The organism is Orenia metallireducens (genome assembly GCF_003001995.1).
Classification (GTDB): Bacteria; Bacillota; Halanaerobiia; order Halobacteroidales; family Halobacteroidaceae; genus Orenia; species Orenia metallireducens_B.
This window is the reverse complement of the sequence record NZ_PVNB01000006.1, coordinates 87,363-101,321: the sequence shown is the minus strand read 5'-3', so window position 1 is coordinate 101,321 and position 13,959 is coordinate 87,363. Positions and strand designations below refer to the sequence as shown.

Sequence of the window (13,959 nt, the reverse complement as noted above, 5' to 3'; positions counted from 1 at the left end):
GTGAGTAGAAATGCCAATTAATATTCCAGATAATTTGCCAGCAGCAGAGATTTTAGAGCAGGAGAATATCTTTGTAATGAAGGAGAGTAGAGCTTATCATCAGGATATTCGTGCCTTAAAGATTGTGATCTTGAACTTAATGCCTCTAAAAGAGGTTACTGAGACTCAATTACTACGATTATTAGGAAATAGTCCTTTACAAGTAGATATTGTGTTATTACACCCTAAAAGTCATGATGCTAAAAATACTTCTGAGGAGCATTTAAGTACCTTTTATAAGACCTTTGATGAGATAAAGGATGAGAATTTTGATGGATTGATTATTACTGGTGCTCCAGTAGAACAGCTGCCATTTGAAGAGGTTGACTATTGGAAAGAGTTAGAAGAGATTATGGAGTGGAGCCTGCATCATGTAACATCTACCTTTCATATCTGTTGGGCTTCACAAGCAGGGCTTTATTACCATTATGGCATCCCAAAGTATCCTTTGAATAAGAAATTATTTGGTATATTTCCTCATACTATCAATAAGAGTAAGGTGAAACTGTTACGTGGTTTTGACAATGATTTTTTGGTGCCACAATCACGCCATACAGAGGTTAGACGAGAGGATATCGAGAAGGTTGATGAGCTTGAAATTCTAGCAGAGTCAAAAGAGGCTGGGATTTATTTAGTAGCTAGTAAGGATGGCAAGCAGATATTTGTCACAGGACATTCAGAATATGATAAGGATACCTTAAGATGGGAGTATGAGAGGGATGTAAATAAAGGTTTGGAGATTGAAATTCCTAAGAACTATTACTGTAATGATGATCCAGCTGAAAACCCAATTGTTAATTGGAGAGCTCATGCTCATCTTTTATTCTCTAATTGGCTCAATTATTATGTATATCAACAGACACCATATAATTTAAGTGAGATGAAATAAGTTAAGGGATGGAACCTTTGGGGTTTCATCTTTTTTTATTTTACAGGAGATATAATTTTGTTTAAAAGGTAATTTTTAATTACTTTAATATCCTTATTTTTTTGTATAACTTTATCCTCATATAATTTAAGTTAGTTCTATTAATGATATTTAAAGCTAATGTTTAACAACACATTAACTTAATTGTGATTTTCTTTTAATATTATTATGTGATAATGATGGGGAAATCTATTGCTAAGATTGAAGAATAAAGGGGGATAAAAAAGTAATTAATTGAAGAAGGGTATATTTTAAAATTAGAAAAATATACTCAGATTTAGTCTATAATTAAGGTTTATGAATTATGGAGGATAAGGGAAAAAATAAGATTATAAGGAGGAAGTAATTCATGTTATTTAATAATTTGCCAAGAAAGAAGTTCTTATTAGTAGTAACAATTATTATGAGTTTATTCTTATTAGTAGGTTGTAGTGATGATAACGATGATGATAATTTAAGTACCAATGATAAAGGGATCCTTCAAGTACAAGTCAGTATTCCTAATGAAGCAGAAGATATAGCTAGGGTCGAGGTTGATGTAAAGGATGGTACTAAGCTGATATCAGCTAATGATACAGAGGTTATTGAAGATAATAAAGCTATAGTTGCTTTAGATGATATGACAATCAATACCGATTATACCGTTGAAGTAAGAGCTATCAACAATGATGAATATGTCATCTTTCATGGAGAACAAGATAATGTCAAGCTCCTAACCAAAGATGAAATCAACGATTTTAATATCAACTTAAAGAAGGCAGAGGCTAAATATGTATTCTATATGATAGGTGATGGAATGGGTGAAGCTCATAGAAAGCTTGGCGAGAGCTTATTACAGGTTATAGAAGGTGACTCTTCAGCCAAATTAACTATGAACACTTTTCCAGTAACTGGTAAATTTACTACACGTTCTGCAAATGAGCCTATTACTGATTCAGCAGCAGCAGGAACTGCTTTGGCTACAGGAAGTAAGACTAATAATGGTATGATAGCAGAGCTACCCAATGGAACTGAGTTAAAGACCTTAGTTGAGGCTGCTAAAGAGAAGGGAATGGCTACTGGAATCATGACTACTACACGAATAAATCATGCTACTCCAGCAGTATTTGCTGCTCATAATGATAGTCGGCATAATTATAATGATATTGCAGTAGATTATCTGGATAGTGGAGTAGATTTCTTTGCAGGTGGAGGATATAGATACTTCATTCCTCAAGGAACTACATATCTTGGCAGAAATTTGGACTCTGAGAGGGAAGATGGATGGAATCTAATCGATAGCTTTGAAGATGAAGGATATATAACTTTCCTATCAGAAGAGGAGAGCGAAGACTTCATAGATTATCTTCCAGCAGCAGGAGATAAGGTCTTTGCAACATTTACTAACTATGGATTACCTTATGATATCAATAGACAGAACTTATCTCTAGCTTCAGAATATCGTGAAGAACTACTTAATATTCAAACTCCAAGCATTGCTGAAGTCACACAAAAAGCTATTGAACTGTTATCTCAGGATGAGGACGGATTCTTTATGATGGTTGAAGGTGGAAGAATTGACCATGCAGCTCATGGTAATGATATTGCTGGTACAGCTTATGATACAATAGCTTTTGACAAAGCAGTTGAAAAAGCCTATGAGTTCTATCAAGAGCATCCATATGAGACATTAATTGTTGTACTTGCTGACCATGAAACAGGTGGATTAGAGTTGACAGGTGATTTTGATGCAGAGATACTAAAGGATGTAAAACTGAGTAAATGGGAGTCATCTTTACAGTATTTCTATGATGGTGATAGAGAAGCATTTTATGAGTATATTGCTGAAAATTATGGATTGTCTAATCTAACTGCTGATGAGAAAGAGAGATTGGAAGAGGCTATGAATGAGGCAGAAGCTAATGATATAAATAATCCATATCAGACAGCTGAGGTAGCATCACAGATACTTTCAGAGAGGGTTGGTGTAACCTGGTCAACTGATTATCACACAGATGCTGATGTTCCTTTATCTGCTATAGGTCTGACTGCTAACCCTTTCAGTCAAGTGGAGGATAATACCGATGTAGCTAAGACTATGGCTAAGATTTTGGATTTGAAGATTGGAGTAGAAGAATAATATAATTCTTAAATAAAATTTTACTAGATATAAAAGGTATTTACATTGATTTTAGATGTATTGTTTTCTTGCACATTACTATTCTAAAAGAAGTGTGAATGCCTTTTTAATATAGTTTTACTTTGAATGTTGTTCTAGAGCCAAATAATTTCAAGGTATTAAGAAAGTATTTAATAAGTCTATAAGGAGGAAATAATTGATGGTATTTAATGAGTTGAAAAGAATTAAGTTCTTATCGATAGTACTTTTAAGTTTATTTTTATTGGCAGGATGTAGTAGTGATGATGACCATGAGGAGAGTTATGATGTTTCAGGAAGGATAGTTTATTCTAATGAAGCGGGAAATCAAGTAGGGCTTGAAGGTGTAAATTTAAACTTTAAGTATACTGATGGAATAGCTACAACCAATCACGATGGAAACTGGAGCAAGAACGGAGTAAAAGATACTGATGTTATTACCCCAGCTAAGGATAATTGGAGATTTATACCAGGAAGTAGAAGAGTAAGTAAAGAATCATCCTCTCTTGATTTTACTGCTAGAACAGAAGGGGAGTATAAGATAGCTGTGTTATCAGATTTACATTATTTTGATCCGAGGTTAGGGACAGAAGGGGCGGCTTTTGAAAATTATTTGGCACATGATAGAAAATTGATTGCAGAGAGTAAGGCAATATTAGAGTCTGCAATTCAATCTTTAAAGGAACAGAAGCCCGATGTAGTCTTAATTCCAGGTGATTTGACCAAGGATGGAGAGCGGGTAAATCACGAACAACTGGCTAATTATTTTGCAGAGCTTGAGAAGGAAGGGATTCAAGTTTATGTTGCTCCAGGAAATCATGATATTAATAATCCCCATGCAGTTAGGTATGAAGGTGATGAAGCTATTGAGATTGAGACAATAACAGCCGATGAGTTTGCAAGTATTTACCAAGAGAATGGCTATAGTGAATCTGAATATATAGAGAAGGATAAGAAGTCTTTAAGTTATCTTGTAGAGCCTATTTCTGGAGTTTGGTTGGTTGCTATGGATACTTGTCGTTATGATGATAATGGTGAGGATCCTGTTACAGCAGGTAGATTTAGGGCTAGTACTTTGGAGTGGGTAAGAGATAAGATTAAAGAAGGAAAGAGTCAAGGAAAGACTGTAATTGGGATGATGCACCATGGATTGATTGAGCATTTTGAGTTACAGAGTGCTAAAGGTTTATTTGAAGAGTATGTAGTTGAAGATTGGGAGGCTATCTCTACAGAGTTGGCTGACTTAGGGATGGAGGTAGTATTTACAGGCCATTATCATGCCAATGATATTGCTATAAAAACCACAGATGAAGGTAATAGATTATATGATATAGAGACTGGTTCTTTGGTAACCTACCCCTCTCCTTATAGGATGTTGACCCTTACAGATAATAACCTTGAAGTAGAGACTTATAAAGTAACAGAAGTAGATGCTGATACAGGTGGCTTAGAATTTCAGGATTATGCTAAAGGATATATTGAGGAAGGCTTGCTTGGTTTAACTGAAGCTATGCTAGCAACAGATGGGTTTTTGCAAAATCAAATAGAGGTTTTAGCTCCTGTAGTATCCTCTTCTCTGATAGCACATTATGAAGGTGATGAGAATTTCGATAGCTTAGATGACACAACTCAATATATAATTTCAAATATGAAGCTCTCTGAAGATCCAATGGGAGTAGCTTTGTGGTCAATCTGGCATGATGAATCTGCTGATAATAATACAGAAATTTACTTTGAATTTCAGTAGAGTAGAGATAAATAATAATATTATTAGGAAGAGATGGAGTCTGATGGCTTTGTCTCTTCTTATTTGTATTAATATTTAAAAATTATAAGCAGTATATATAAACTATCAGCTAAGTTGGTTTATATATTTAAGTTCAATGACCAACTCTGTATTGAAAATGATAATCAGCTAGGGATAAACTCTTAGCTTCGATGGTCATATGTTACTATCGAAAATTTTATCTATGATTAAAAAAGGAATAAAGGGGGGAGTTTATGGTAAAAGTTATATTGTGGGCATTATTAATCTTTATATCCAGAGCAATTGATGTTGCATTAGGAACATTAAGGGTGAGGATGGTTGTTAATAAGAGAAGGTATCTAGCAGCTACAATAGGTTTTTTTGAAGTTTTAATTTATATCTTGATAGTAAGTAAGGTCCTTCAAGATACGAGTAATATTTTTAATGTAATTGCTTATTGTGCTGGCTTCTCTTGTGGGACGATACTAGGCTTAAACTTGGAGGATCATTTAAGCTTAAATTTGCTTCAAGCTACAGTTATGATTGAAGATAATCCTTGTTTTTTATTAAAGTTAATAAGGGAAGCAGAATTTAAAGCAGATTTATTAGTAAGGGCAGAAGGTGTTGATAATGAAATAGATGTTATTAATGTGATTTTGGCAGAAGAAAGAAGAGAAGAGCTAGAAGAGATTATTAAATCCTGTGAAAATGACCCGTTAGTATCCTTCCAATCGCTGAGTCAAAGTAGGAATGATTATTTCTATAGTTTGAAGAATAAAATTTAAATAGTTCTGTTAGAGACTGTCTTATTTTGAACTAGATTTAATTCTTTTTTTATCTTAACCAGAAAAGTGTTATAATATATTTAGAATTTAGTTTTTTGCTCCAATTAAAGGGTTTATTATATTTTTATGAAGATTTAACTGACAATCTTAAAATTTATATTTCGGGAGGAATTACTCTATGGAAGAAGCTAAAAAACAGACCTTAAAGGGTAGAGATCAAATAGCTGAAGAGTATAAGTGGGATTTAAGTCAGCTATACGAGAGTGATGAAAGTTGGGAGAAGGAGTTTAATCAGATAAAGGGTAGAGTATCTGAAATGGAGGACTATCAAGGAAAGTTAGGTGAATCTGCTGAGACCTTATTAGCAGGGTTGAATTTAAGTATGGAGCTAAATAGAATCTTGGAAAAGCTCTATAGTTATGCTGCTAGAAAGAATGATGAGGATACTACAGCTAATAAATATCAAGGGATGAAGGCAAGAATCCAAGCCTTATATAGTAATTTTGCTAGTATTAGCTCCTTTATGGTTCCAGAGATTATTCAGATTCCTATCGATAAATTAGAATCTTATTTAGCACAGAAAGAGGAGTTAAAGTTATATAAGCATTATCTGGATGATATTATGCGCCAAAGGTCACACTATCTTAGCCCTCAGGAGGAGAAGATTATCGCTTTGGCTGGTGAGGTCACTCAAGGTCCTAGCAATATCTTTGGGATGATCAATAATGCTGACATCTCTTTTCCTACTATCAAAGGTGAAGATGGTGAGGAGATTGAGGTCAGCCATGGTCGCTATATCGACTTGCTAAAAGATAAGAATCGCCATATCCGTCGTGATGCCTTTAAGGCATATTATAGTTCTTATCAGGAGTTGGAGAATACTCTCTCTATGACTTTAAGTTCTAATGTTAAGAAGAATATCTTTTATAGAAAGGTCCGTAATTATGAGAGTTCCTTGGAAGCATCATTAGCTGGCAACAAAATTCCTGTAGAGGTATATACTAATTTAATCGATACAGTCAGCAAGCATTTAGACTCTATGTATAGTTATATCGATTTACGCCAAGCTGCTTTAGAGCTTGATGAGCTACATATGTATGATCTTTATACTCCAATAATTAAGGATGTAGAGATGAAGGTTACTTATGAAGAGTCTCAAAATATTATTTTAGAAGCCTTAAAACCTTTAGGAGCAGAGTATCTAAAAGTTATTAAGGAAGCTTTTGAGAATAGTTGGATTGATGTCTATGAGAATAAGGGTAAGAGAAGTGGAGCTTATTCAGCTTCTTGTTATGATGCCCATCCATACATCTTGATGAACTATACCGATAGTATCGATAATCTATTTACTTTAGCTCATGAGTTGGGTCATGCAATGCACTCTTACTATTCTAATCAGACTCAACCTTATCTTTATGCAGATTATAGCATCTTTGTAGCTGAGGTTGCTTCTACAGTAAATGAAGCTTTACTGATGCAGTATCTGTTAAGGACAACTGAGGATGAAGAGAAGAGGAAGTATATCTTAAACTACCATTTAGAGCAGTTTAGAGGAACTGTCTATCGCCAGACAATGTTTGCAGAGTTTGAGAAATCTATTCATGACTCAGCTGAACAGGGGCAAGCCTTAACTCCAGAACTATTAGCAAAGGAGTATCATAATTTAAACCAGAAGTATTATGGTCAGAGTATTGTAGTAGATGATGAGATTGATATCGAGTGGGCAAGGATTCCTCATTTCTATTATAATTTCTATGTATATCAATATGCTACTGGTTTCTCTGCTGCAATCACCTTATCCCAAAGGATACTAGAGGAAGGTCAGAGTGCTGTAGATAGATATTTGACCTTCTTACAGGGTGGAAGTTCAGATTATCCAATTGAACTGTTAAAGCAAGCAGGGGTAGATATGGCTACACCTGAGCCTATTGAGAAGGCCTTAAAAGTTTTTGAGCAGTTGGTTGAAGAGATGAAGGAGTTAGTTTTAGTAACAAGTAATGTTTAATACTAAGTAAAGATTTAAAGACAGTCTTTTAAGACGTCCTAAAAAAGGGCGTCTTTGTTTTTTCAAAGATGAGTGAAATCAGCTACTAAATTTTTCTGAAAGAAGGTATTTGTTATGTTTTTAAAGAAATTAATAGTTAAGCTTTAAGTGGTAATTTATTCTATTAGATTAAATAAAAAAATAACTATTATTAAAGAGAAAGGAGGTAAAATTATGAATCCAATTTTATCAACAATAATATATTCAATTATAGGTATAGTTCTATGCTTATTAGGCTACAAAATCTTTGATATTGCTACTCCTTTTAAGTTGGATGATGAAATTCAAAAAGGAAATACAGCAGCTGGTGTAGTAGTATCAGGAATCTTTATTGCAGTGGCTATTATAGTAGCAGCCTCAATAATCTAAGTTCGAAAAATTATATAAGTGTTGCAATCAGATATAATTATTAAATGCTAGGGAGTATAGTAGAAAAATTATAATAACTAAGGCGCCAGTTGGCGTCTTTTTATATACCTTTATTTTATCGATGATTAAGATAATATAGAGAGATTGCGACACTTTCGTGTCTTAGTTGACAGTGTACAGTTGATGGTTGACAGTTAAAATCTTTAAAACCGAAGAAAATTTCTGTTTGAACGAAGCAAAAATTGAGCTGGAATTTATAGTTTAATCAAATTTTAAATAAAGAATATGATTAATGATAATAATTAATATTTTGATTGCGTAGTGAGTTTAATTTTCTTCTTGATTTTTTGGTTACTTTTTCATCAAGGAAAAACGTAACCCGCCCTTAGGCGGAACCTAAGAAATTTGTCTACTTTTTAAAAGTAAAGTATCGCAATATACCCATAAAAAGACACTATTAATATTTAAATTTAATTAGCAGAAAAGGTTAAATTTATTATCTCTTCTTAATTGTAAAATTTTATAATAACTAATCCCTACTTTTAACAAATGATTTGGATAATTAAAAGTTTTACTATATAATATAGTTATACTATATATTTTTAAATCTAGCCATAATTATATAAAAAATAAGGAAAGGTGGGGAAGATGGGAAAAGATAATAAGTATAGGGCTAATAAGATTAAGCAAGAGCATACTATTATAGAGGATATTCTGCCTTTATTAGAGAAAGTAGCAGAATTAAATATAATCAAGAGTATAATTCCAGGCAGAATCAATCGCCGTGGTGGTAGTGGAATTCCTCCACATCTGAAGTTAAAATATCCTACTCCTAGTGGAATTAAAATTTTGGCTAAAAATAGTTCATCTATTCAAGAGGTTTTTGTAGTAACTGATGATGTAGATCAGGCTATGGAATTAATTAAAGAGATAGAATTTGTAAAGTAAGGCTAGTGGTATTACTGAGTTATTAACGCCAGTAATGCCACTATTTGTCTGTTTTAATACATAAATATCTAGTATAACCAATTAATTTTAAGATACCAAATTGAATGATTTTAAAGGAGATACAATTATTATGTAGAATAGAAATATATAAGACAAGCTTAGTAGAAGTTATAAAGATTATTAAATTATAGTAGATGGCTCTTAATAGCAAGAGTTTGTGATTAATAATAAGCTCTATGATTAAAAATATAAATAAGGTTAAGCGTGAATAAATTCAAGAAAATAAAGTAGAGGTTTTATTTAAAGCTAGCCTGTAGATTAGACCTAGATATATTAAATCTACAAAAATAATTTTTATAGACAAGGCAATAAGAGGGAGGAGGCTTTTTTATGAAGAAGTTTGGAATAGTGATTGTTTTAGTGATATCTATTGTCTTTAGCAGTTCAATTATCTTTGCTAATGGATTACCCTTTGAAAAATATAAGGAAGGGCTAATATCCTTTGAAAATCAAGATTGGTCAGAGGCTGAACAATATTTTGATGAGATTATTTTAGAGGATTTATCTTACTCAGAGTATTTAGCAAAATCTCTTTATTTGAAGACCATCTTATTGGCTGCCAAAATAGATAGAGATGTAGAGCTACAGAAGGTCTTTACAAGTGGTGAGAAGGCGGTCTCATTTAAAGAAGGGGAACTTAAAAATGATTTGAAGAACAAAGCAAATGATTACAAGTTATCTGCTAAAAGGCAGGTAGATACATTGATTGGTTTAGCAAATTATTTATTGACTAATCTTCCACCATTGAATCTAGATATTGATTTTATCAATAATAGATGGGACTATGACCCAGAGTGGATTGATACCATTAAAGAGGGTAATATGATTTCAGAAGAGAGGCTGAATGTATTAGAGAATGGAATTTTAGCTGAGAGGGTTAAGGATTATTTGGACTTGACCTTGGGAGCAAGCTCCTTTAATAATATCTTTGTAATAACAGCTGAAAGAGGAGATAACTTATATTACTTATCTAAAGAATATAATGTTCCCTTGGATTTATTATTAGATTTGAATAAGCATATTGAAGACCCTAATCTGATTTATCCAAATGAAAAGATATATATTCCTAAGCGTAGTACTTTGGCTATTAATTATCCAGCTTACTTTTATTATATATCTAATATTTCTTATCAAGCCAATAAAGAGCGCAAAGAGGATATTACTAGGTTGGTTTTTAGGGCTTATCAATTGACTAGTGACAAATCTCATATACCTTATCCAAAGGATTATGAAATTTTTATGGAAGGGATAGAGGTTCAAGACTATCAGCAGAAGGTTACAGCCCAAGCCAAAGAGATTAGAACACAAGATCAAAAGATTAATGAAATGGAAGCAAAGTACAATGAATTGATGAAAGAATTACAGCAGTTGAAGTCCAGTTTAGATAAAGAAAATAATAAGAGAAATAGTAATAATGACTTCTTAGAAGATAGTGATTATGAAGAGTATAACCCTTCTGAAGATCCTTTAACTTACTGATGATTTTTATGAAGATCTTTTAATCAATAGAGGTGAAATGTTCCGAGGGTTAATTCCCTCGGAACTTAGTTTAAGGAGGACTAGTTGATGAAAGAATACATAGGATTGTTATCAATAATTTATATTGTAATTATTATTGCCAAATTAAAAGCCAATGATAAGAGCTTTGAACATTATATTGTCGAATATCAAGAGATCAAATTTCAATTAAAATTGGTTAGTCAGAGCAAGAACCCCTTTGTGATGATGAAATTTAGTAGTACTGTACTTTATATTTTATTGGTCTTATACTATACGGCTAATATAGTTATCTTCTCTAATTACCCCTTAATCAGTTTGATTAGTTATACTCTAATTATTGTTACTATAATTAGGTTAAGTAAAAAAGTAACTATAAATTCTGTACAAGATTTTGAGAAGAGAATTAAACTTAATAGAAGAGATTATCGTAAGCAACAGAGATTACAGTTCTGCTTAGGTTTAGTTGAGTTTGCCTATGCTTTCAATGCATTAATACTGATCAGCTTTTATTATTAACGATAGGTAGCCTTAAAGAAGGCTATCTAATTTTTTTATTGAACTCTTTGGTATTGATAATGGCTTGTAAGAGATTAATAACACCATCTAATTCATCTTCTTTAATATACCTAACATTTCTGACATCATGGGTTTGAATTCTTTCTAAATCTGTTACTATCTTTTTTAGTCCAGTTAGATTTGTATAGTCTAGCATATTAACTATCCTCCTTGATATTAGGTATTTATTGAGGCTTATTTATAGTATCTGTTAAAGTTAGATTAAAGATGTTAGTAAAAATAGCTAATAGTAGTTAATATTAAATTGTTCCTTAATTTTATATTACTATCTAGTCTCTTGGAAATGATAACTTATCATTTTAAAATGAAATAATTTTTTCGATTTTTTATAGCAAAACATTGATATAATTAATGATAAATTATATAATTAGGTTAAATACAAAAATTTGAGGGCAATCTTTTTAAAAGAACCCCGGTTAATTACTAAGAGAATTCTCTTAATAATTAATCGGGGTTTTTGTTTTGTATATAGGTTTTTTGGGAAAACTTTTAGTAAAGGATGGTTTAGATGAACAAGCTTATAAGGTTAAAGTATAGAAAGAGAGTTAAAGAGAAATATCTATTTCCTAATTTGTATAAACTTGGCTACCAAACAGCAGATATAGAATCTGATGCAAAACTGTTGGTAGAAAAAGGTAGACGGAAGGTTTATATTAATGCAGAAGTACTTGTTAGAGTTGAGGGATTACCGGGGTTAGTTATCTCTGTTAGGGCTGGAAATGAAGAGTTGAATCAAGGAGTAAAGATGAAGATGATATCCTACTCCCGTCTACTTTCACCTCCTGCTCCTATATTGGTAATGACTAATGGTCTAGCGACTAAGGTTTATGATACTTATACTGAGCAGGAGTTAGCAGAGATTCCTAGTAAAGATGAGTTGAAAAGATATTTAATCAATCAAGAAATCGATGATAAGTCAAAAGAAAGGTACTTAAATAATTTAATTTCTTCAGTTTCATTATGGGATGAGAGTAAAAAAAAGAGTCCTTATCATACCTACAATATGAGGTCTTTTGCTGACATCAGTGAGAAAACGGTTTTTAATAGTAAATTATTTCATAATCATAATTATGTCCCCAATCTACCAACTATAGATGATAAGGTCTCTATTAGGGTTAGTACTAAGAGTGGCTTAATAGATAAGGTGTACTTATACTATACTATTGATGGGACTTTACCTCAAGGTAAGAAGGGGAAGGAGATTAATGGAACTTGCTTAGAGTTAAAGAGAAGCTATACAGAAGTAAATCCAGCTGACGAAGAATTGATTGATTGGTGGGAAGCCAAGATTGATGCCCAAAAAGAGGGTATAAGGGTTAGATACATTATTGAGGGCTATAATAGTCAGAAGGGAATATCATATTTTGCAGATAATAATGATACTCTAGCAGAGGCAAGTAACTTTTCTTATCTAGTACAGAAATATCAGACTCCCCAATGGGCTAAGGAAGCAATAGTCTATCATATTATTATTGATCGTTTCTGTGATGGTGATCCAACTAATAACTATGATTTAGGTCTTGATCCATTTAGCTATCAAGGTGGAGATTTGCAAGGAATAATTGATAAGTTGGATTATATTAAGAAGTTAGGAGCAACGGCTATCTGGCTGTCACCACTCTATGAGGGATTATACTACCATGGCTATCATATAACAGATTTTTTGGAGATTGATAAGCATTTTGGTGATGATAAGTTACTTCACAAGTTGATTGATAGAGCTCATAGTAAGGGTTTGAAGATTATCTTGGATTTTGTGCCAAATCATTGTTCTAATAAGCATCCTTTCTTTATTGAGGCTCAACAGGATAAAGATAGTAAATATTATAATTGGTTTAAATTTACTAATTGGCCTAATCAATATGATGGTTTTTTTGGATTAAAGGAGTTACCTTATATTAATAATGATTATCCTGCAGCAAGGAAGTATACTATTTATGAACATTTATTGAAATGGCTAAAAATTTATGACTTCGATGGATTAAGAATGGATTATGCTTATGGTTTGTCCCATGATTTCTGGACTGAGTTTAGGATGGCTATTAAAGAGATTAAGCCTGAGGCTTATGTATTTGGCGAGGTTTGGGAAGGACCTGGAATTACAAATAGGTTTGCTGGAGAGTTAGATGGCTGTTTTGATTTTTCATTGGTTTGGAGCTTTAGAGAGCTATTTATTTATGGTAGTAAAAGTGTTTCAGAATTTAAAGATGATTTAGATTATTTAGATGGTTTTTATGAGGATGAATTTATCTTATGTAGATTTTTAGATAACCATGATATGGGTCGGTTCTTATGGGAAGCAGAGGATGATAAAAGCAGATTAAAGTTAGCAGCAACCTGCCAGTTTACCCTAGCAGGAACCCAGTTTATCTATTATGGGACAGAGGTAGGCTTATCCCAAGTAAATGACTGTAGAGATGATAATACAGGAGCAATTGTCTATGATCATTCCCGCAACTTTATGTTATGGGGAGAAGAGCAGGATAAAGAACTGTATAATTTCTATCAAAGCTTATGCAGTGCTAGAAATAATCATTTAGCCTTAAGTTTAGGGGAGAGAGATGATTTAATTGTTGATGATCAAAGGGGAATTTGGGCTTATATTAAGAGCTATGGTCAAGAAGAACTGCTTATTATCTTAAATTGTAAAGAAGAGGAAGCAGAGGTTGAAGTAAATTTAAGTAGTTATAATTTGGCTAACTCTAAGAAGCTTAGAGGTTTATTGAATAATAGAGAATATAGTCTTATAGATGGAAGAGTAAAGCTGAGAGTACCAAAATTGACAGGAGCAATTTTAGGTTGTTAATATAAATTTTGTATCAATAG

11 protein-coding genes are annotated in these 13,959 nt (G+C 32.6%); 10 read left to right on the top strand and 1 reads right to left on the bottom strand.

Annotated features, from left to right (window positions below):
* The first annotated feature begins 10 nt into the window (after window positions 1-10).
* The 9 genes from metA to BX659_RS06030 all read left to right on the top strand — a co-directional run bounded on the left by metA (window position 11) and on the right by BX659_RS06030 (window position 11,073).
* On the top strand, window positions 11-928 hold the full coding sequence (gene metA / locus BX659_RS06070) for a homoserine O-acetyltransferase MetA (protein ID WP_106231729.1): 918 nt from the start codon (window positions 11-13) through the stop codon (window positions 926-928).
* Between the two features lie 388 nt (window positions 929-1,316).
* A complete protein-coding gene (locus tag BX659_RS06065; RefSeq protein ID WP_219884426.1) occupies window positions 1,317-3,086 on the top strand; it encodes an alkaline phosphatase in 1,770 nt (589 codons plus the stop codon).
* A 199-nt stretch (window positions 3,087-3,285) separates the two neighbouring features.
* Window positions 3,286-4,851, top strand: a complete 1,566-nt coding sequence (locus tag BX659_RS06060; RefSeq protein WP_106231727.1) for a metallophosphoesterase family protein — start codon at window positions 3,286-3,288, stop codon at window positions 4,849-4,851.
* Window positions 4,852-5,105: 254 nt separating this feature from the next.
* The gene (locus BX659_RS06055) at window positions 5,106-5,636 is read left to right on the top strand and encodes a DUF5698 domain-containing protein (RefSeq protein ID WP_097017759.1); all 531 of its coding nucleotides are present in this window, start codon (window positions 5,106-5,108) and stop codon (window positions 5,634-5,636) included.
* 178 nt (window positions 5,637-5,814) lie between these two features.
* Window positions 5,815-7,641 carry an oligoendopeptidase F gene (pepF, locus tag BX659_RS06050; RefSeq protein WP_097017760.1) on the top strand — a complete coding sequence of 609 codons (1,827 nt, stop codon included), beginning with the start codon at window positions 5,815-5,817 and terminating at the stop codon, window positions 7,639-7,641.
* A 213-nt stretch (window positions 7,642-7,854) separates the two neighbouring features.
* Window positions 7,855-8,049 carry a DUF350 domain-containing protein gene (locus BX659_RS06045; protein WP_097017761.1) on the top strand — a complete coding sequence of 65 codons (195 nt, stop codon included), beginning with the start codon at window positions 7,855-7,857 and terminating at the stop codon, window positions 8,047-8,049.
* Between the two features lie 648 nt (window positions 8,050-8,697).
* A complete protein-coding gene (locus BX659_RS06040; RefSeq protein WP_097017762.1) occupies window positions 8,698-8,997 on the top strand; it encodes a DUF2103 domain-containing protein in 300 nt (99 codons plus the stop codon).
* Between the two features lie 390 nt (window positions 8,998-9,387).
* Window positions 9,388-10,536, top strand: coding sequence for a LysM peptidoglycan-binding domain-containing protein (locus BX659_RS06035; protein WP_097017763.1), 1,149 nt, complete (start codon window positions 9,388-9,390; stop codon window positions 10,534-10,536).
* A gap of 87 nt (window positions 10,537-10,623) precedes the next feature.
* Window positions 10,624-11,073: a hypothetical protein gene (locus BX659_RS06030; RefSeq protein WP_097017764.1), complete on the top strand. Its 450-nt coding sequence runs from the start codon at window positions 10,624-10,626 to the stop codon at window positions 11,071-11,073.
* Window positions 11,074-11,095: 22 nt separating this feature from the next.
* Here the strand turns inward: BX659_RS06030 and BX659_RS18970 are convergent, their stop codons facing one another.
* Window positions 11,096-11,269 carry a hypothetical protein gene (locus tag BX659_RS18970; protein ID WP_172431882.1) on the bottom strand — a complete coding sequence of 58 codons (174 nt, stop codon included), beginning with the start codon at window positions 11,267-11,269 and terminating at the stop codon, window positions 11,096-11,098.
* Between the two features lie 372 nt (window positions 11,270-11,641).
* On the opposite strand from BX659_RS18970, the gene BX659_RS06025 reads away from it, so the two are divergent.
* Window positions 11,642-13,939: an alpha-amylase family glycosyl hydrolase gene (locus tag BX659_RS06025; protein WP_097017765.1), complete on the top strand. Its 2,298-nt coding sequence runs from the start codon at window positions 11,642-11,644 to the stop codon at window positions 13,937-13,939.
* The last annotated feature ends 20 nt before the right edge of the window (window positions 13,940-13,959 follow it).

Excerpts from the sequence above, each read along its gene's own strand:
- metA (WP_106231729.1), top strand. The coding sequence starts at position 11 with ATGCCAATTAATATTCCAGATAATTTGCCAGCAGCAGAGATTTTAGAG.
- BX659_RS06065 (WP_219884426.1), top strand. The coding sequence starts at position 1,317 with ATGTTATTTAATAATTTGCCAAGAAAGAAGTTCTTATTAGTAGTAACA.
- BX659_RS06060 (WP_106231727.1), top strand. The coding sequence starts at position 3,286 with ATGGTATTTAATGAGTTGAAAAGAATTAAGTTCTTATCGATAGTACTT.
- BX659_RS06055 (WP_097017759.1), top strand. The coding sequence starts at position 5,106 with ATGGTAAAAGTTATATTGTGGGCATTATTAATCTTTATATCCAGAGCA.
- pepF (WP_097017760.1), top strand. The coding sequence starts at position 5,815 with ATGGAAGAAGCTAAAAAACAGACCTTAAAGGGTAGAGATCAAATAGCT.
- BX659_RS06045 (WP_097017761.1), top strand. The coding sequence starts at position 7,855 with ATGAATCCAATTTTATCAACAATAATATATTCAATTATAGGTATAGTT.
- BX659_RS06040 (WP_097017762.1), top strand. The coding sequence starts at position 8,698 with ATGGGAAAAGATAATAAGTATAGGGCTAATAAGATTAAGCAAGAGCAT.
- BX659_RS06035 (WP_097017763.1), top strand. The coding sequence starts at position 9,388 with ATGAAGAAGTTTGGAATAGTGATTGTTTTAGTGATATCTATTGTCTTT.
- BX659_RS06030 (WP_097017764.1), top strand. The coding sequence starts at position 10,624 with ATGAAAGAATACATAGGATTGTTATCAATAATTTATATTGTAATTATT.
- BX659_RS18970 (WP_172431882.1), bottom strand. The coding sequence starts at position 11,269 with ATGCTAGACTATACAAATCTAACTGGACTAAAAAAGATAGTAACAGAT.
- BX659_RS06025 (WP_097017765.1), top strand. The coding sequence starts at position 11,642 with ATGAACAAGCTTATAAGGTTAAAGTATAGAAAGAGAGTTAAAGAGAAA.